The organism is Caldalkalibacillus uzonensis (assembly GCF_030814135.1).
GTDB lineage: Bacteria > Bacillota > Bacilli > Caldalkalibacillales > Caldalkalibacillaceae > Caldalkalibacillus > Caldalkalibacillus uzonensis.
This window is the reverse complement of sequence record NZ_JAUSUQ010000011.1, coordinates 77,857-96,358: the sequence shown is the minus strand read 5'-3', so window position 1 is coordinate 96,358 and position 18,502 is coordinate 77,857. Positions and strand designations below refer to the sequence as shown.

Genomic DNA, 18,502 nt, shown 5'->3' with positions numbered 1-18,502 from the left:
ATTTAAGAAGGAAGTGTTTTGCCGGTGGCATCTGGCTTCATCGAGGAAATAAAGCAGTTTGAACCTCAACTAGATTCATCATCTTGGGGAGCTCAATGGGAAGTAAGAACAAAAGTTGTGACATGTATATTTTCAATATTTGGAGTCGTCTATATACAGGCACCGCTCATTCTCCTGCTTCTGTTTTTTGGAGTAATGGCAGCGCTGATGTCGATCGGCTTTCGCTTCAAATATGTTGTCTCAAAGTTAGTCATGCTTATCCCCTTTCTCTTGCTAATGAGTGTACCTATCTTATTTTCATCAGGCTTACATATTGATCAAGCAAAGTTTGAATTTGTGCTCAATTTAAATTTGACAGCACTGACAGCTGCGCTGTTCATGATGATCATGCTGCTCACTCAGCCGCTGCATCAGTTACTCAATGGGCTTTCCCGTTTAGGCATTCCAAAAGCGTTGACTATCATTGTTATGCTTGCGATACAATACACAAGACTTTTCGGCAGAACATTAATGGCTTATCAAAAAGCGCTTATATCCAGGCTGTTCAGGCCTTCTCTAAAAGCACAATCGTTTAAGGTATACAGTGCAGTTATGGCCGGACTCATCCTTCGTTCAATCGATCAGTCAGAAAAAGTATTTAAAGCGATGAAGGCCCGTGGCTTTCGAGGGGAGATACCAACGGTCACACCAAAACCAATTGAAAAAAGGGACCTCTTCATATCCGGTTTTTTTCTAGCTGTGATCATCATTTTTATCTTTATTGAGAAGCGGTGGTTTTGAATGAGAATCGATATAGAAGGTTTAAGTTTCATATACCCCGATAATACAAAAGCGATTTCTGACATAACATGTTCTTTTTCCCAGAAAAAAATAGCCATCCTCGGTGCTAACGGCAGTGGAAAGTCAACATTGCTGCAACATCTAAACGGGATTCATGTCCCGCAATCAGGAACTGTGAAAATTGCTGGAGAACCAATAACGAAGCAAACGGCTCCGATCATCAGGGAAAAGGTGGGTCTTGTCTTTGACCAACCGGATCAGCAACTTTTCGCTCCAACCGTGTTTGAAGATGTTGCGTTCGGACCAAGAAACAAGGGGTTGCCAGAGGAAGAAGTGATGCAAATCGTTGAACAAATATTGGAGGTTTTAGGTATCAGTCACTTAAAAGAGAAAGCGCCGTATGATTTAAGTTTGGGACAAAAGAAGAAAGTGGCCATTGCTGGCGTTCTGGCCATGGAACCGGAACTGTTACTATTCGATGAACCTTTCTCGGGCCTCGATCCGCGTGCACTCACTGACATTTTGCAGCTTCTGGATCAACTGACAGCCTCAGGTCATATGATTATTCTAACCACGCATGATGTTGATTTTGCGTACAGTTGGGCGGAAGAATGTTGTATTTTAAAAGGAGGGAAGCTGCTATACCAGGGAGACACAGCGATATTGGAAAATAAAGAAATGATGAGAGAAGCAGGACTGTGTACTCCCCTCCTGTTTTCACTTTTTCAAGATACGGATTATCGGCCTAGAACTGTTGAACAGGGACGCTATATACTGTCGACTTATTTGAATAAACAGAAACATAAAGCGAGGGAGTAGTGATGAGGTATCAATTTTTTTTAATAGGTTTGACCGCTGTTTTCGTTTTGTTTTTACAAACGACAACCGTATATGCACATAAATTGTTAATCGAGCCGGTGTCACCTGGAAAAATAAAAGTCGTATATGAAGATGGCAGTTTTTCTACTCGGACAATGGTCCAAGTATTTGACACAGAGAGAAATGAAATTGAAAGCGGTCATTTGGATTCAGAAGGTTATTTTTATTACGATGAAGAACGTGCAAACTTAATTGTCGCTGATGACGGAATTGGTCACCGTACAGAATGGACGGTAGGAGAGGAAGTTATCGTCAAGTCCGATCCGCATCGCTGGCTGACAGTGGGAATGGTTGTCGTCGTTTTTGTTGTGGTTGCTGCTTATTTTTCATACCGAACCAAAAAGAAAAGAAATATGTAAGTCAAATAATGGGGGAATCTTTTTTAAAATCAACCGTGATATCAATTTCATGATTCCTTAGTGGAAACAATTGACCAACATCTCATGGTTGGATCTTTTTTCATGAATGAACTTCTCCTATACCTTAAACCGTTCCACGGTTTTCATTAAATCCTCTGCAATCGAACTTAAATTTTCTGCCGTCGACGCGACTGCCTCCGACGAAGCCGTCATTTCTTGTGAAGAGGCGGCGACTTCCTCCATGGCTGCTGAATTTTCTTCCGTGACGGCACTGACCTCTTTCAACTCTTTCCATCACAATATCCTTGGACTTCACAAATTTCATCCATTGCCCTATAGGTGGTACCAACTACATCATATTAAGTCTTATCATATAAAAATCTGTCTCAATATGCTTTAGCTCAAGGGAAGTATGCATGTTGTCCTCATAAAGATTGTTCATATCGTTACTTAATATGGCCATTTTTTAAAGAGGAATGAGTAATGTAGCCGATGGATAGCGCGGTGATGACCAGCACAAACATCAAGAGCTTTGTGATTTTTATGTTTTTTAGAATATGGTTACTTCTTTTCACTTGGTTGCCTTGACTTGCCGTTCTTTTTTCGTTCATTTTAGTACCCCTCCCAAAAACATCATAAAAATTGGCTTTTAACTTCATTTCCTTTAGCATTTTCTCTTGTTTCTCATTGCTCTCTCTTAACTCAACACGACTCACTCCCTACTTTTTAAAATGGTGTGCCTTTTTTAAAAAAAAATAAATAGCCCTTAAAAAAAGGGCTAATGTTTCACTCATCTTAGCAACTGGCTGCCATAGTTCAAAACCTTAGGCCCTTTAGCTTTGCGCCCCTGCTTTTCAACAGGTTTGCCTTTGTGAAAATGAGAAAGTATGACGTTATTAGGAATTTGGAACTATGAATCGTTTATTAAAATGGGAATTTAGAACTATGAATAATTTATCAAAAAATGTAAAAACCCGCAACATTTTGTCGAATCATCATTAACTTAACTTTCCCACCTAGAAAATGATCATACAAAACTTCAGGCATTCAATGAAGAGGAAGCGCTCGAATGACGTCGCACTTTTTTCAGATGGGGATATTGATTGAGTTTGCGATACAGTGTTGTACGCCCAATGTTTAAGAGACGAGCAGCCTTTGAAAGGTTGCCTCCGGCGATCTCAATCGCTTTGGCAATTGTTTCTTGTTCCCGGTTTTCAAGTGAAATCTCTTTAACCTTGTTCTCTAAAGGAGGGGAATGGGGAAAAGTGAAATCTTCAGCCGTTAAAACGGTGGATTGGCGAACAAAATACATTTGATACACCGCTTGGCGGATCAGTTGCCGAAGCTCACGAATATTACCTGGCCAGTGATAATTGACGATCGGTTGTTTGCTCTGGCATGATGCTAAGTTCGCTCTCGACATGACGAATAAATTCATGAGCCAGCTCCAATAAATCCGTCCGTTCGCGAAGGGGAGGTAAAACAATTTCCAATTCGCACAATCGATAATATAAGTCGGCCCTGAAACGTTTGGCCTCGATTTCTCTCAACAAATCCCGGTTCGTCGCCGCGATGATTCGTACGTCAATCGGGATAGAGTGATTGGAACCGACGGGCGTCACCCGTTTTTCTTCCAGTACCCGCAATAAAGCAACTTGGGACGCTAACGGCATTTCTCCGATTTCATCAAGAAACTGGGTTCCTCCATTGGCTGCTTGAAACTTTCCTTTGTAGCCGTCGCTTGAGGCACCGGTAAACGCTCCTTTTTCATAACCAAACAATTCTGACTCCAACAATTGATCAGGAATGGCGCCACAATCGACAACAACAAGGGGACCATTTCTTCCACTGTGACGATGAATATCCTTGGCGATGACTTCCTTGCCAGTACCTGTTTCACCTCGAATTAATATGGTTGGATCGGTTCTGGCCACGTTCATCGCCAATTGATACACGCGCTGCACTTTTGGACAAGACATCACCATCCTGGTTGCGGCAGCTTTCCTTCTCTAGGCGTTTTGGCAAGAGAGTTACTTTCCTGTGGAGATGACGGTTTTTCTGGCGACGTCATCACCATTCTGTAAAGTTTCGCTTTCTTATCCGCTCCCGGGTCTTTACGGACAAAGAGCTCAACGAATTAAACAACGCCAACAGCTAATCACCACCACTAAAAACAGGAGCGTTTTAGTTGAAGGTTAACCATGTTGATGGTTAACCTTCTCTATTTTGGTGCAGTGAATAATCTGTTATAATCTCAGTGAACGACAGAAAGGACGAATGGTGATGATTGAAAGCAAACATTGGCGCCATGTGTTTAAGCTGGATCCGGACAAGCCCATTTCCGATGAGGAACTGGAAGAAGTGTGTGAATCAGGCACAGATGCGATTATCGTCGGCGGGACGTACGGAGTCACTGACGAAAAAGTGATTGAGCTTCTCGGCCGCATCAGGCGTTATGCCCTGCCCTGTGTGTTGGAGGTTTCCCGTAAGGAAGCGATTGTCCCAGGTTTCGACCATTATTTTGTCCCTCTGGTGCTCAATGCCAGCAACCCTGAATGGATATTAAAGCCCCATCACCGGGCTGTGAAGGAATTTGGCACCATGATTCCCTGGGAAGATGTTTCGGTTGTGGGCTACTGTGTGCTCAATCCCCGCTCTGCTGTCGCGGAGTTAACCCACAGTGAAACGTCATTAAGCTTTGAAGATGTGGTCGCCTATGGACGTTTGGCTGCCCACATGTTAAAAGTGCCTTATTTTTATCTTGAGTACAGCGGAACGTTAGGGGATGCCCGGTTGGTAAGGGAGGTTTATCAAGCATTAAAACGGGAGACAGATATACACCTGTTTTATGGGGGAGGCATTACCACTGGATCGCATGCGGAAGCGATGCTGAACGGTGCAGACACCATTGTGGTGGGCAATGTAATCTATGAGGATCTCAAACAAGCTTTACAAACCGTGCCTCAAAGGAAATGATAGATGTTCAAGCGAGGAGGATGATCATGGCAGCATCAGTCACGGAACGCCTGTTGGCCGGCATGAATGAACAGCAACGCCAGGCCGTGCAAACAACGGAAGGGCCTTTGCTCATTATGGCGGGAGCGGGAAGCGGCAAAACACGGGTACTTACCCACCGGGTCGCTTATTTGTTAGCGGAAAAAGGCATTGCGCCGTACAATATTTTGGCGATTACTTTTACTAATAAAGCAGCCCGGGAAATGAAAGAGCGGGTGGCCAATCTGGTCGGTCCCGTGGCGGAGGATATTTGGATTTCCACTTTCCATTCCATGTGTGTGCGCATTTTGCGCCGGGATATTGACCGCATTGGTTATAACCGGCATTTTTCCATTCTGGACACCCAGGACCAACTGGCCGCGATCAAGGAATGTATGAAAGAGCTGAATATCGACAGCAAAAAATTTGATCCCCGAGCCGTGCTGGGGACTATCTCTGCCTATAAAAACGAGTTGAAAACACCGGAGCAGGTCAGCCAGCTGATCGGCAACTACTATGACCAGATTGTGGCCAGTGTCTATGAAAAATACCAACAAACCCTTCGGGCCAACCATGCCCTTGATTTTGATGATTTGATCATGCAGACGGTTCATCTGTTTCAACAGGTGCCTGATGTACTGGACTATTACCAGCGCAAATTTCAATATATTCATGTGGATGAGTACCAGGATACCAACCGGGCCCAGTACCTTTTGGTGCGGATGCTAGCTGACTTTCACCGCAATATTTGTGTCGTCGGGGATAGTGACCAAAGTATTTACAAGTGGCGCGGTGCCGATATCAGTATCATTTTATCCTTTGAAGAAGACTACAAAGAGGCTAACGTCATTAAGCTGGAACAGAACTACCGGTCCACCAAACGTATCCTGGAAGCGGCCAATGAAGTGATCAAGCACAATATAAAACGTAAAGAAAAGAAGTTGTGGACGGCCAATGAAGAGGGAACTAAGATTAAATATTACCGGGCCGACAATGAACATGATGAAGCCTACTTTGTGACTCAGCACATTCAAGAAGCGGTCAAAGCTGGCCGCAAATACAGTGACTTTGCGATTTTGTACCGGACCAATGCCCAGTCCCGGGTGTTGGAAGAAGTGTTTGTCAAAGCCAATATTCCATATCAGATCGTAGGAGGAATCAAATTCTATGAACGGAAAGAAATTAAAGATATCCTGGCTTATTTGCGGCTCATTGCCAACCCCAACGACGACATCAGCTTTCGCCGTATTGTTAATGTGCCCAAACGGGGAATTGGCCAGGCTTCGGTAGATAAACTGGCCGTCTATGCTGCCGAAAAGAACATCTCCCTGTTTGAAGCTTTGGCCGAAGTGGATTTTATCGGCTTGCAAAAACGGGCCGTCAACCAGCTGGCCTGCTTTTATGAGCTGATTCGCAATTGGACCCGGCAAGTGGAGTATCTTTCTGTCAATGAATTGACCGAGGATGTGTTGGAGAAGACAGGGTACAAAGAGGCGCTGTTGCAGGAAGGAACGCTGGAGGCCAAAGGCCGCTTGGAAAACGTGGAGGAGTTCCTCAGTGTTACTTTAGAATTTGAAAAGAAAAACGAGGATAAATCATTACCTGCCTTTCTGGATGAGGTAGCCTTGGTCAGCGACATCGATCAGGTGGATGAGGAGCAAGAAGGAAACGCGGTGATGCTGATGACCCTCCACGCAGCCAAGGGTTTGGAATTTCCCGTCGTTTTTCTGGTTGGCATGGAAAACAATCTCTTTCCCCACAGCCGCTCTGCCCTGGATGAAGAAGAGATGGAAGAGGAACGCCGTCTTGCCTATGTGGGGATCACCCGGGCTGAAAAGGAGCTGTATCTGACCAATGCCAAGATGCGCACCATATTCGGGCAGACAGCTATGAACCCCGAATCACGGTTTATCGAGGAAATTCCGGACCATCTGTTGGATAAGCTCCATGAGGATGAGCAAGCAGACACCCGCATCACGTCTTCAGTTGCCCGCCTCAACCGCGGTCCTAACCAGACAAGAAGTAAGCGAATCGGACCGGACCGTTCCCGGGCCAGTGAACTGACCTGGCAGGTGGGTGAAAAAGTGAAGCACATGAAATGGGGTGTGGGCACCATTGTCAGCCTGAAAGGGGAAGGAGATGACCTGGAACTGACCATCGCTTTTGATCCCCCAGTAGGTCTCAAACGGCTCTTAGCCACTTTTGCACCGATTTCCAAACTGGAAAAGAGGGATGAGCATTGAATAAAACAGAAGCACAACGGCGTCTGGAAGAACTCTACGAGCAAATCGAAACCCACAATTATCACTACTTCGTATTGGATCAGCCTTTAATTTCAGACCAAGAATACGATGCTTTAATGCAAGAGTTGATCAAGCTGGAGGAGCAGTATCCTGAATTGAAACAGTCCAACTCACCTTCGGAACGGGTGGGAGGCGAGCCGCTCCCCTATTTTGAAAAAGTACAGCATGAAATCCCCATGCTCAGCCTGGGCAATGCTTTTAGTGAACCGGAATTGCGTGATTTTGACCGCCGGGTGCGGCAAGGGCTGGGACCTGCAGAAGATGTGGAATATGTGTGTGAGCTTAAAATTGATGGGTTGGCTGTTTCCCTGCGCTATGAAAACGGCCAATTTGTACGCGGGGCTACCCGGGGGGACGGTACCACTGGGGAAGATATCACCCAAAACTTGAAAACGATCCGCTCCATCCCCTTGCGCCTGAAGGAACCTGTCGATCTGGAAGTGCGCGGCGAGGCATATATGCCCAAAGCAGAGTTTGAGCGGATTAATGAACTGCGGGCTGAACAGGGGCTGGAGCTGTTTGCCAATCCGCGCAACTCGGCGGCAGGTTCCTTGCGCCAGCTGAACCCTAAGATTGCAGCGGAAAGGAAGCTGGATATTTTCCTGTACGGGATTGCCCAAATAAAGGGAATCGAAGTGGAATCACACAGCGACGGTTTAGCCGTTCTGGAACGGCTGGGTTTGAAGACCAACAGGGAGCGGGCCGTGGTCCATACGGTGGAGGAGATGCTGGACTTTATCCAGCACTGGACCGAAAACCGGGCCAAGCTCCCTTATGAGATTGATGGCATTGTCATCAAAGTCAACCGTTATGATCAGCAGCAAAAACTGGGCACAACGGCTAAAAGTCCCCGCTGGGCCATCGCCTACAAGTTTCCTGCTGAAGAAGCGGTCACCATCTTAACAGGGATTGAGGTTAACGTCGGTCGGACGGGGGCGGTCACCCCAACCGCCTTGCTGGAGCCTGTCTCTTTGGCCGGTACGATTGTCAAGCGGGCTTCCTTGCATAATGAGGACCTGATTCATGAGAAAGATATCCGTATCGGGGATCATGTCGTGGTCAAAAAAGCGGGGGATATTATCCCCGAGGTGGTCCGTTCCCTCAAAGACAAACGGACCGGTACGGAGCAAGTGTACCATATGCCTAAGTATTGCCCGGAATGCGGCAGTGAACTGGTCCGCCTGGACGGGGAAGTGGCTGTGCGTTGTATCAACCCCCAGTGTCCGGCCCAAATCAAAGAAGGATTAATCCATTTTGTCTCCCGCCAGGCGATGAACATCGACGGCCTGGGTGAGCGGATCATCAATCAACTCTATGAACACGAATTGATCCGGGATGTGGCCGACTTGTATTACCTGACCAAAGAGGATTTATTACCCCTGGAACGTATGGGTGAAAAATCGGTCGACAACTTGCTCACTGCGATTAACAACAGTAAAGAGAACTCACTGGAGAAACTGCTGTTCGGACTGGGGATCCGTTTTGTGGGCGCCAAAGCAGCCAAACTTTTGGCCCAGCATTTTGAAACACTGGATCATTTGATGCAGGCCACCCAAGATGAGCTGGAGGCGATAGATGAGATCGGACCGAAGATGGCCCAAAGCATTGTCGAGTACTTTGCCAAGCCTGAGGTTCATGAGACGATTAACCGTTTGAAACAGGCTGGCGTCAATATGACTTATAAGGGACCTAAACCGGTTCAGGCTGAGGACGGCGAATCGCCGTTTGCCGGCAAAACCATCGTCCTGACCGGTAAATTGGAACAGATGACCAGGGAAGAAGCCAAAGAGAAGCTGGAAGCCTTGGGGGCCAAAGTGACAGGCAGTGTTTCCAAAAATACAGACTTGGTGATCGCCGGGGAAAAAGCGGGTTCCAAACTGGAGAAGGCCAAGCAACTCAATATCGAAGTGATTGATGAAGCCGAAATGATCAAACGGCTGGGGATGTAATACCAGGCTTTTGATAAATTAAGATAGCCCCAAACCAAAGGAGAATATGTTCCTGTGGTTTGGGGCTTGCTTTTCTTGGTTATGAATCATCTAAGCTAATCGGTCTCGTGTCAAAGTGGATCTCAGATTGGGGCTGACAGGTTGGCCGGAAGGTGTTACTCCTGCTTAAACTCAATTTTCATCGCTTGGGCGATACGGTGTGGCAGTTCAGTGTTATCCATCCATCCGCGGAACAAGTCTGCTCCGGCTCCATAGGCATAAACGGGAACATCGACACCGGTATGGGCGGTGCTGCTCCAGCCGACGTAAGCGCGCTCACTGATGATCGTGTTGATGGCCATGGTGCGGTTTTCCGCCTGTTGAATACGCTCAACCTCTTCATCAGTCAGTTCCAAATTGGCATATTCGCCCAGCACCTGGCGGATATTGTTGCCCTGCTCATCAATCTGAGCCGCCAAAAATTGTCCGGTTGCTGTCACGTTGTGCAAGATCTCCACATTGCTGTTATATTCATCATAACCGCCCACTGACATGCCGCCAGTATCGTGGTCACTAGCCACTATGACAAGAGTACGGCCATCTTGTTGGGCAAACTCTACCGCTTCTTTCACAGCCAGTTCAAAGGCCTCCGTGTCTTTCATGGCCCAGGCTGCATCATGGGCATGGCCGGCCCAATCGATTTGGCTGCCTTCTACCATCAGGAAGAATCCTTTTTTGTTTTGCTTCAATACCTCAATTGCTGCCCGGGTCATTTCAGCCAGGCTGGGCTCCCGTGTCTCATCCCGGTCCAACTCAGCTGCCATGGGCCCGTCAGCAAACAGACCAAGCAGCTTTTTCCCTTGTGCAGCGAGTAATTCGTCACGGTTTTCTATCAACTGATAGCCATTGGCTTGAGCTTCTTCAAGCAGATTGCCTTCTTTCTGTTTCCCCCCTTCAGACTCAGGCAGGAAAAATTGCTTTCCGCCTCCAAGGAGCACGTCCACTTTGTTAAGCAGTTGAGGGGCGATATCCGCTTCCTGGCCTCGGGATTCCACTTTGGCGGCGAAAGCAGCCGGGGTGGCATGGGTAATGGTGGAGGTGGCTACCAGGCCGGTGGATTTACCCTGTTCCTTGGCTGCCTCAAGGATCGTTTTCAGCACTTTTCCATCCGGTGTCATTCCCAGCATGCCGTTGTTTGTTTTCACACCTGTGGCCATGGCTGTTCCAGCCGCAGCAGAATCTGTCACGGCATTGTCAGCAGATGAGGTTTGCATCATCCCGACCAACATCTGGTCAAATAAAGTCGGTTCCCCTTTATAGAGCCTGTAATTGGTGGCATAAGCAGCTGAGAAACCATCGGGAATCAGCAAGATGACATTGTGCGCCTTGCCTTGCGCATGCTGTGGGCGGGCATCAGCCGTGTCCGTATACAGGCCGGTGCCCGCTGCAGTAAAGATGAGAGCCAGCATCAGCAATCCGATAAACAGCTTTCTGACCATCAGCACGTCCTCCCCAAAAAGTTTTGGTTGAAAATACGTTTATGTATTTTCATTTGCATTGTATAACCCTCATATTAAATGCGAGTTAAAAAGCGATTAAAAATATGTAAAAATTTTCAGGATCAAAGACTTGGTTCATCTGTCCTAATTGAAATTTTGCCCAAGATGGCGGGAATGTATTGACGCCACAGACAGGTCGTTTTATAATGGGTTATATCTATAATTCCTATTAGCTTTATATGAATTATGTATCTATATCTAAATATCATTGTTTAGTTATGTTTATTTAGTTATAAGTGCTATGGACAGGAGGGGGAATGATGGGCTTACAGGTCAAAGGGGTTAGCAAAATTTTCTATAAACATGACGAGCCTTTTCATGTTTTTGATGATATCAACCTGAATGTTGAAACGGGTCAGTTTGTCTCCTTATTAGGCCCCTCCGGATGTGGGAAATCAACCTTGCTTAATATTATTGCCGGATTGGAACAAGCCACCAAGGGAGAAGTGGTGGTGGACGGCAAGAAGGTGGAAGGCCCCGGGCCTGAACGGGGGGTTGTCTTCCAGGAACCGGCGTTGATGCCTTGGCTCAATGTGTTGGAAAACGTGACATTTGCCCTGAAAGGAATGGATAAAGCCAAGCAAAAAGAGATCGCCTTGCAACATTTGAAGTTGGTCCATTTAAGCAAATTTATTCATTCCTACCCCCATGAACTGTCCGGGGGAATGCGGCAGCGGGTGGCCATTGCCCGGGCTTTGGCCATGAATCCGCAGGTGCTTTTGATGGATGAACCATTCGGTGCCTTGGATGAACAAACCAGAATGATGTTGCACCGGGAACTCTCCTACATTTGGATGCAAACCAAAAAAACCATTGTCTTTGTGACTCATAACATACGGGAAGCTGTGCAGCTCTCGGACCGGATCGTGTTGATGGGCACGCGCCCCGGACGCATCATTGAAGAGTTTGAGGTCAATCTGCCACGTCCGCGTCAAACAACAGATCCCCGGGTGGCTGCCCTTGAAGAGCAAATTATGGAGCTGTTGGGGGGAGAGATCGAAAAGGTGATGAGAGAGGAGATGGGGGATGACTACAATTCTCAGAAAGCTGCTCTTCTTTATGGCACTCATCGTGATATGGGAAGTCACATATAGGTTAAACCTGCAGTTCGAATGGATGCCCACCCGGTCATTTCCCGATTTATTGGGCGTGTTGGAGCAGCTTTATATTGGTTTTTTCGGTGAACACAAAGTCTTATTATACGCTATTTTTACCAGTCTCAAACGACTGTTGGTCGGCTTTGCCTTGGCGCTGGTCATTGGCACCTGTTTAGGCATCTTGCTGGCCCGCTATAAAGCGGTGGATGAAACACTGGGCTCCCTCATTATAGCTCTGCAGAGCATTCCCAGCATCGTCTGGTTGCCGCTGGCCATGATTTGGTTTGGCCGCAATGACATGGCTATTATTTTTATCATCGTCATTGGCGGGACATGGTCGATGGCCCTTAATACGCGCATGGGCTTCAAGAACGTGCAACCACTGCTTTTACGGGCGGCCAAAACGATGGGATACTCGGGATTTGATTTGTTCCGTAAAGTCACTTTTCCCGCTTCGATCCCTTACGCCTTAACCGGCGCCAGATTGGCCTGGGCTTTTAACTGGAGAGCCTTGATTGCCGCCGAGCTCTTGGCCACCGGTGGTCTGGGAAGTACGCTGCTCTTGGCCACTGATTTCTTTAATATGAATCTGGTTGTCGCCATCATGGTGATTATTTCAGTGATTGGCATCATTATGGACCAGCTTGTCTTCCAGCGCGTGGAGAAACGTGTTCTCACACGCTGGGGATTGGAGAAAGTGTAAAGCTTGCGATGCATTCCATTCCGGGTCAGATCAAAAACCGGAACCACATTAGACTGATATGTGTTGAAAGGAGCGATATGACATGCGTCAATGGTCTTTTTCAATCCTGTTAATCTTATTAGTGAGTGTAGGCCTCGTTGGTTGCGGTTCATCAGAGACAGGGGGGGACGAATTGGATCAAGTCCGCATCGGTTACTTTCCCAATCTAGACCATGCCGCTGCTATTGTGGGCATCGAGAAAGGCTTCTTTGAAGCAGCCCTGGGTGACGTTGAGCCTGAATTTATTCACTTTCCAAATGGTAATGACTTTATTAACGCCCTGGATGCCGGGGAGTTGGATATCGGTTATGTCGGCCCAGGCCCAGTGATTAACTACTTCCTTGGTGGGGGGGATGTGGTCATTCTCTCTTCTGCGGCCAACGGGGCCACACTGATTGTGGCCCACAAAGATTCCGGCATTCAAAGCCTGGAAGACTTTGCAGATAAAAGTTTTGGTACCCCGGGAAATGGCTGCACCCATAATGTCCAACTGGAAGAAATGCTGCTTGAATTGGGGTTGAAATCTAACCGGGTTGGTGGCAATGTGGAGCATCAGCCGCGTATTCCTCCGGCCAGTGTAGCCAGCCTGTTTGAATCAGGACAGGTGGATGCTTATGCTGCACCGGAACCATGGGGGACCTATCTGGTTGAAGAAGGATTGGCCAATGTCGTAGTGGAATGGGATGAAGTAGAGTGGGGTACAACGTTATCCAGTGTCGTGTTGGTCAGCACAAAAGACTTCGTGGAGAAACATCCTGAAACAGTGGAAAAAGTGCTTAAAGCCCATATTCAAAGCGTGCAATTTGCCCAGGACAATCAAGAGGAAACCCTGGAAATGGTCAATGACCGCATTTACGCCCTGACTCAGGAGCGCTTGCCGGAGCAAGTGTTAGACAAAGCATGGGAGCGCATGGCTGTCACCTACGAAACCCATGCAGACGCCTTGCAGGAATGGGCGGATTCTTCCCATCGCTTAGGTTTTATAGATGTCGAACCCAATTTGGACGGATTAGTGGATACGTCTTTGCTGGAAAAAGTATTGAGCAGTGAAGTGGCCTCCAAGTAGCGGCGGACAGAATCTTTACCGCCAGCTTTGAGCCATTGAATAAGCCAAAACCAGTCTCTCCGCAGGGGGAGACTGGTTTTTTAACTTGATGTGCATGTTGGCACCGTTCAAAGCAGCTTGAAGCACCACAGCAAATAAAGAATGAAAGGCAAAACAAAGAGCAAAGCCAGTACAAAGGGGGCGTTCTTTCTGGCAATCAGCCATGCCGAAGAGCCGGTTAATCCCGCTGTCATCAAAACCGACCCGGAGAAGGGTGAAAGTTGTGTGGCCAGTGACCAAGCCATGACCAGCAACATGGCCATAAAGCCGGGGGAAACACCAAACAATTCGGGGCTGAGGGCACTGCCGATACCGATGACCACAATCACCGGATGGATCCCCACCAAGGCCAGCAAAACAGCCAGGGTGATGATCAGCACGGACATAAAATACACCGATTCAAATGAAAGGGCCAGAATCATGTGTGACACATGGTCACCCATACTTGTATAAGAGATAGACACACCAAAATAGCCCGCACTGATAAAAATAGCCAGCTCATTTTTCAAACGTTCAAAGGAATGGCAAACATCCTGCACGATCGCTTGAACATACTCCCGGAAAGCACCGCTGGCCATGGACCAGACAACGGGAAAAATGAGTGCCAGAACAGAGACAATGGTTAGCATGCTGACCTCCACCAGTACATCAAGGGTGAAAGATAAGGCTAACAGAGCGAGTAACCATAAACTCAGGGCCACGATTTTTTTTCCGGAGGAGCTGGCTTCGGGGACTGGACGACTTAGCCGGTTTACTGGCTGATCATGCTCAAAGTCTAGCCAGCGGAAAAAAATAAATCCCGTCATCATATAGACTGTGGCGATGATCAGTCCGGCGGCACCAATCGAGGTCCAGGAGACATCAAACAGGACGAGGACAAGTCCGACGTTAACAAAGTACGGGGACCAGAACATGCAAAATCCGAAAGCTCTCAGAATCACCATGCCCATTTTTTTACGGGTAAAAGCTGAAAAACTTTCTTCAGCAATGCGGTAGGCAATGGGCATGGCTCCCAAATTAAGAATAACCCCCATGCTTGAAGTCAGCAGTGAGCTGAGGCGGTAGGGATGTGGCTGGTGCTCTCGTTCATAGTGTTGAATGTAATGCTTTAGAGCGGTTAAATATCCTCCAATCGACATCATGATGCCGTAATAAGGAACGAGCAGAAACAACGTAAGCAGGTTCATGTTGCGGCCAAAACTGTGAATCACTGTCTCCCACTCCACGGACTGCTGCCAAAAGATGGACGTTCCGGTCACAACAAGGAGCAAGGCTGTGATACGGTTGCTCCAACTTATGACCAGCAACGCAGCCAAAAACAGGAGGGCGGCCAAGCTGCTGTAAATGGTGGATAGTAACTCAGAAGGTCGGAACACATCGGCTAAGTAAATCAAGGCGCTGAGCAGCAAGATGACACCCAAAACGGACGAAAGCCCTTGTGTGTGTTCAACATACAAGTATGGTCTCTCCCTTTGTTTTTTAACTGTCTCTCTTTTCTTTGTTATATCACAATATCGAAAAAGATGAAATGGCACCCAACGGGGATTAAACAACTGTTTAAGGTTATTGGTACAGTAAAAAACTCACCCCTGGCTGCTTGATGTCAGCGGGGTGAGTTTACCGTTACAAGGCGTGACCGAGGTTGCCCTGCCGCCCTATGGATATTTTCCCGTTACTATTTGAAAAGGGGGTCACGCAACATGCGTTCAATTTCGATCTTGTGTTTCGTTTCATCAGCAATCAAGTCTTCCAGTTCAATCTTAAGGCCGATTTCTCCAGCGGCTTCAGCTTGTTCAACGCGCTGGGTATAACGCTTGATGGTATCAATCTCGGCTTGCAGCGTATTTTGCAGCATTTCCCTGACATCAGTGGTATGCTTGACCGGTTTCGGTTCAACGGTTGGAGTCCCACCCAAATACACAATTTTTTCTGCCAAGAACTGGGCATGGCCAATCTCATCATTCACTTCACCTTGGAAGAATGGCTTTAGCACTTGACCAGCTAAACCACTTACAGTGGCTGCGTAATGGTTGTAAGTAATAATAGCCGCATACTCATTGGCAAGGTCTTCGTTTAACCCGTCAATCAAGGCCTTTTTTTTGTCATCCATTAACCTGCACTCCTTTTAATAAATATTTGTCCCACACTTAAAATAACCTTTTTATCATGCTTCTAAACCTAAATTTATTATTAGTGAAGCCTGGATTGGGAGGCCTTTGTGCTATGATAGGAATAAAAGAATCAAGGAGTGATCTAGGCGTGCGTATTGTTTCCATCTGTCCCAGCAATACGGAATTGTTGGCTTATCTTGGGCTAACTTCATCCCTGGTGGGGGTGGATAATTACTCTGATTGGCCGGAAGAGGTCCATCATCTTCCACGCGTGGGCCCTGATTTAGATATTGATATGGAGGCGGTTAAGAAGCTGAACCCCGATCTGGTGCTGGCCTCCTTAAGCGTCCCGGGCATGGAGAAAAACATCGAAGCATTACAAGCGGCCCAACTGCCTTATGTTGTACTAAACCCCAACAGTCTGGAAGAAATCGGTCGGGATATACTGGAGTTGGGGAAGCATACTCAGCGGGAACAGGCAGCCATCCGAGTTTATGATGCCTATCAAGCCCTGTTGGCAGACTACAGGGAGAGGAGCCAAAGGGTGGCGGATCGTCCAGGGGTGTACTGGGAATGGTGGCCAAAGCCTGTTTTTACACCGGGGAAAATCAATTGGCTGACGGAGATCAGTGAATTGGCCGGGGCAAGGAATGTGTTTGCCGACAGGCCTGAACCCAGTGTGCAAACCGATTGGAATGACGTTCTTGAACGCCAGCCTGAGTACATTTGTCTGGTTTGGGTGGGCGTAGAGAAACGGCGTATCAAGCCGGAACTGGTGCGCACGCGCCCCGGGTGGGCTGCGCTAAAAGCCGTACAGGAGAACCGCATCCTTGTCCTGGATGAACCACTGTTTTGCCGTCCTTCCCCACGCCTGTTGACCGGTTTGCAAAAATTAGCCTCCCTGCTTCATCCCAGCCATTTTCCAGCCTGCCAGGAAGGAAGAGACCTGCTGAGAGACCGTCTGGAAAGGGGGAGATGAGTGTGTATGTGCTTGGTCAAGATGATATGAGGAAGATGGACCGGTATACCATTGAACAGCTTGGCTTGCCCGGCGCAGTATTGATGGAAAACGCCGGAGCCAGGGTGGCAGATGAAGTCAGTCGCTTGTTTACCAAAAATGGAGGGAAACAGACACGAGGTATCATCGTTGTTTTGGCTGGACATGGCAACAATGGGGGAGATGGATTTGTTATTGCCCGCAGGTTGGCTGACATGGGGTTGGAGGTTAAGTTGTGTTTACTGGCAGCGCCTGACAAGATCAGGGGAGATGCTCAGATTCATTATCAGGTGTACCGCAAACGGAAACTCCCCTTTTGGTCCGTCCGGGATCACGCGTTGGAAGATTTATTTGGCTTGTTACAGCAGGCTCCGGTTATTGTTGATGCCCTGCTTGGTACAGGCGTTAAGGGTGAGGTCCGTTCCCCTTATAAAGAGGTCATTGCCTGGATAAACCGTCACAGAGAGGGCAAAACGATCGTCGCTGTTGACCTTCCCTCTGGTTTGTGTGCGGAGACAGGCAAAGTGCAGGGAGAGTGCGTACGTGCCACAAACACCATCACCTTTGTCTGCCCTAAAAAAGGGTTTTTCTTGCAGGACGGCCCTCAATACATCGGAGAGTGGAAAGCCGTTGACATTTCCGTCCCACTATCCTTGGTTCAAACCCTGAAACTGAATGTACCATCCTTGATCACGGACAGCGTTGTTCAGCAGGCCATACCCAGCAGGGCCACGCATGGGCATAAAGGTAGTTTTGGACATGTGCTGGTGGTTGGAGGATCACCCCCTTATATTGGGGCCCCGTTTTTTGCTGCCCAGGCAGCGATGAGAAGTGGAGCAGGACTAGTCACACTGGCTATGCCGGATGTGATTTATCCTCAGCTGGCTGCTCAATCGCCGACCACTATTTTCCTGCCTTTACCAACGGAAAATGGTTACTTATCCATAGAAGCAGTCAAAATGCTGATAGAAAAGCTCCAGACGTACGATGTCCTTGTGGTCGGTCCAGGATTGGGACGCTGGCCTGATGGAGGTCACTGGCTTATCCAGCTGTTAAAACAGGCTGATATGCCGGTTGTGGTGGATGCAGATGGATTGTCTCTGCTCAAGCCACATGTGCATGAGCTGGCTGAACGGGATCATCCTCTCATTTTGACCCCCCACCAAGGTGAGATGGCCCGGTTGTTGGGCACTTCTGTCAGAGAAGTGGAAAGTGACCGGCTCGGGGTAGCTACACGTTATGCCCGGGAACATGGTGTATATGTGGTTCTTAAAGGACACCGTACTGTACTGGCCACGCCGGAGGGTAAAATCTGGATCAATCCGCTTGGCCATGATGCTCTGGCCAAAGGGGGATCGGGAGACATTTTGTCCGGAATGATTGCTTCCTTTGTCGCTCAGGGTGCGGCACCCGAACAAGCAGCTATCGCTGCCGTGTATATTCATGCCTTGTCAGGTGAACGTTGTGCCGTGGAAAAATCCAGGTACAGCGTCCTGCCAACCGATATTTTGGAAGCCCTCGGTCAAGCGATATCGTCTGTCATTGAGCGTGCCTGATCAGATAAGCGAAAGTGGCTTAGATCCCAAAAGCAACATATTTCGTCATAAAACGACATAAATAAAAGAAATCTCTTGATCTTTTGGGCCTT

Annotated in this window: 18 protein-coding genes and 1 riboswitch; of the genes, 11 read left to right on the top strand and 7 right to left on the bottom strand. The window is 47.8% G+C overall.

Features of this window, described 5'->3' with window-relative positions:
- The first annotated feature begins 24 nt into the window (after positions 1-24).
- From J2S00_RS14345 to J2S00_RS14335, 3 genes are read left to right on the top strand one after another with little or no spacing between them, the layout of a single operon-like run.
- Positions 25-780 (top strand): energy-coupling factor transporter transmembrane component T family protein, encoded by a 756-nt coding sequence (locus J2S00_RS14345; RefSeq protein WP_307341236.1) that lies wholly within the window; start codon positions 25-27, stop codon positions 778-780.
- Positions 781-1,599 (top strand): energy-coupling factor ABC transporter ATP-binding protein, encoded by an 819-nt coding sequence (locus J2S00_RS14340; protein ID WP_307341172.1) that lies wholly within the window; start codon positions 781-783, stop codon positions 1,597-1,599.
- Positions 1,600-1,601: 2 nt separating this feature from the next.
- Positions 1,602-2,018, top strand: a complete 417-nt coding sequence (locus J2S00_RS14335) for a hypothetical protein (protein ID WP_307341169.1) — start codon at positions 1,602-1,604, stop codon at positions 2,016-2,018.
- Between the two features lie 117 nt (positions 2,019-2,135).
- Here the strand turns inward: J2S00_RS14335 and J2S00_RS14330 are convergent, their stop codons facing one another.
- The 4 genes from J2S00_RS14330 to J2S00_RS14315 form a co-directional block, all read right to left on the bottom strand.
- Positions 2,136-2,303 (bottom strand): hypothetical protein, encoded by a 168-nt coding sequence (locus tag J2S00_RS14330; protein WP_307341166.1) that lies wholly within the window; start codon positions 2,301-2,303, stop codon positions 2,136-2,138.
- A 161-nt stretch (positions 2,304-2,464) separates the two neighbouring features.
- A complete protein-coding gene (locus J2S00_RS14325) occupies positions 2,465-2,629 on the bottom strand; it encodes a hypothetical protein (protein WP_307341163.1) in 165 nt (54 codons plus the stop codon).
- A 183-nt stretch (positions 2,630-2,812) separates the two neighbouring features.
- Positions 2,813-2,896: riboswitch (cyclic di-GMP riboswitch) on the bottom strand.
- A gap of 161 nt (positions 2,897-3,057) precedes the next feature.
- Entirely contained in the window at positions 3,058-3,441 is a 384-nt protein-coding gene (locus J2S00_RS14320) for a helix-turn-helix domain-containing protein (protein WP_442319991.1), read from the bottom strand.
- Positions 3,374-3,997: a sigma 54-interacting transcriptional regulator gene (locus tag J2S00_RS14315; RefSeq protein WP_307341160.1), complete on the bottom strand. Its 624-nt coding sequence runs from the start codon at positions 3,995-3,997 to the stop codon at positions 3,374-3,376. The genes J2S00_RS14320 and J2S00_RS14315 overlap by 68 nt, the downstream gene beginning before the upstream one ends.
- Positions 3,998-4,301: 304 nt before the next feature.
- On the opposite strand from J2S00_RS14315, the gene pcrB reads away from it, so the two are divergent.
- From pcrB to ligA, 3 genes are read left to right on the top strand one after another with little or no spacing between them, the layout of a single operon-like run.
- Positions 4,302-4,994, top strand: coding sequence for a heptaprenylglyceryl phosphate synthase (gene pcrB, locus J2S00_RS14310; RefSeq protein WP_307341156.1), 693 nt, complete (start codon positions 4,302-4,304; stop codon positions 4,992-4,994).
- Between the two features lie 26 nt (positions 4,995-5,020).
- Positions 5,021-7,255 (top strand): DNA helicase PcrA, encoded by a 2,235-nt coding sequence (gene pcrA, locus J2S00_RS14305; RefSeq protein ID WP_307341153.1) that lies wholly within the window; start codon positions 5,021-5,023, stop codon positions 7,253-7,255.
- Complete coding sequence (gene ligA, locus J2S00_RS14300; RefSeq protein ID WP_307341150.1) at positions 7,252-9,264, top strand: NAD-dependent DNA ligase LigA; 2,013 nt, start codon at positions 7,252-7,254, stop codon at positions 9,262-9,264. The genes pcrA and ligA overlap by 4 nt, the downstream gene beginning before the upstream one ends.
- Before the next feature lie 155 nt (positions 9,265-9,419).
- Here ligA and J2S00_RS14295 read toward each other — a convergent pair whose 3' ends face one another.
- Positions 9,420-10,742 (bottom strand): alkaline phosphatase, encoded by a 1,323-nt coding sequence (locus J2S00_RS14295; protein WP_307341147.1) that lies wholly within the window; start codon positions 10,740-10,742, stop codon positions 9,420-9,422.
- Positions 10,743-11,059: 317 nt separating this feature from the next.
- Here J2S00_RS14295 and J2S00_RS14290 point away from each other — a divergent pair, with 317 nt between their 5' ends.
- The 3 genes from J2S00_RS14290 (at position 11,060) to J2S00_RS14280 (ending at position 13,707) form a co-directional block, all read left to right on the top strand.
- Positions 11,060-11,896 (top strand): ABC transporter ATP-binding protein, encoded by an 837-nt coding sequence (locus J2S00_RS14290; RefSeq protein ID WP_370875880.1) that lies wholly within the window; start codon positions 11,060-11,062, stop codon positions 11,894-11,896.
- Complete coding sequence (locus tag J2S00_RS14285) at positions 11,829-12,602, top strand: ABC transporter permease (protein ID WP_307341142.1); 774 nt, start codon at positions 11,829-11,831, stop codon at positions 12,600-12,602. The genes J2S00_RS14290 and J2S00_RS14285 overlap by 68 nt, the downstream gene beginning before the upstream one ends.
- Before the next feature lie 82 nt (positions 12,603-12,684).
- Complete coding sequence (locus tag J2S00_RS14280; protein ID WP_307341139.1) at positions 12,685-13,707, top strand: aliphatic sulfonate ABC transporter substrate-binding protein; 1,023 nt, start codon at positions 12,685-12,687, stop codon at positions 13,705-13,707.
- Between the two features lie 107 nt (positions 13,708-13,814).
- Here the strand turns inward: J2S00_RS14280 and J2S00_RS14275 are convergent, their stop codons facing one another.
- Both J2S00_RS14275 and J2S00_RS14270 read right to left on the bottom strand, forming a co-directional pair.
- Complete coding sequence (locus J2S00_RS14275; RefSeq protein ID WP_307341138.1) at positions 13,815-15,203, bottom strand: hypothetical protein; 1,389 nt, start codon at positions 15,201-15,203, stop codon at positions 13,815-13,817.
- 218 nt (positions 15,204-15,421) lie between these two features.
- A complete protein-coding gene (locus tag J2S00_RS14270; RefSeq protein WP_307341134.1) occupies positions 15,422-15,856 on the bottom strand; it encodes a ferritin-like domain-containing protein in 435 nt (144 codons plus the stop codon).
- A gap of 149 nt (positions 15,857-16,005) precedes the next feature.
- On the opposite strand from J2S00_RS14270, the gene J2S00_RS14265 reads away from it, so the two are divergent.
- Positions 16,006-16,836, top strand: coding sequence for a cobalamin-binding protein (locus J2S00_RS14265; protein ID WP_307341234.1), 831 nt, complete (start codon positions 16,006-16,008; stop codon positions 16,834-16,836).
- Positions 16,837-16,838: 2 nt separating this feature from the next.
- Complete coding sequence (locus tag J2S00_RS14260) at positions 16,839-18,410, top strand: NAD(P)H-hydrate dehydratase (protein WP_307341131.1); 1,572 nt, start codon at positions 16,839-16,841, stop codon at positions 18,408-18,410.
- Positions 18,411-18,502 lie beyond the last annotated feature (92 nt).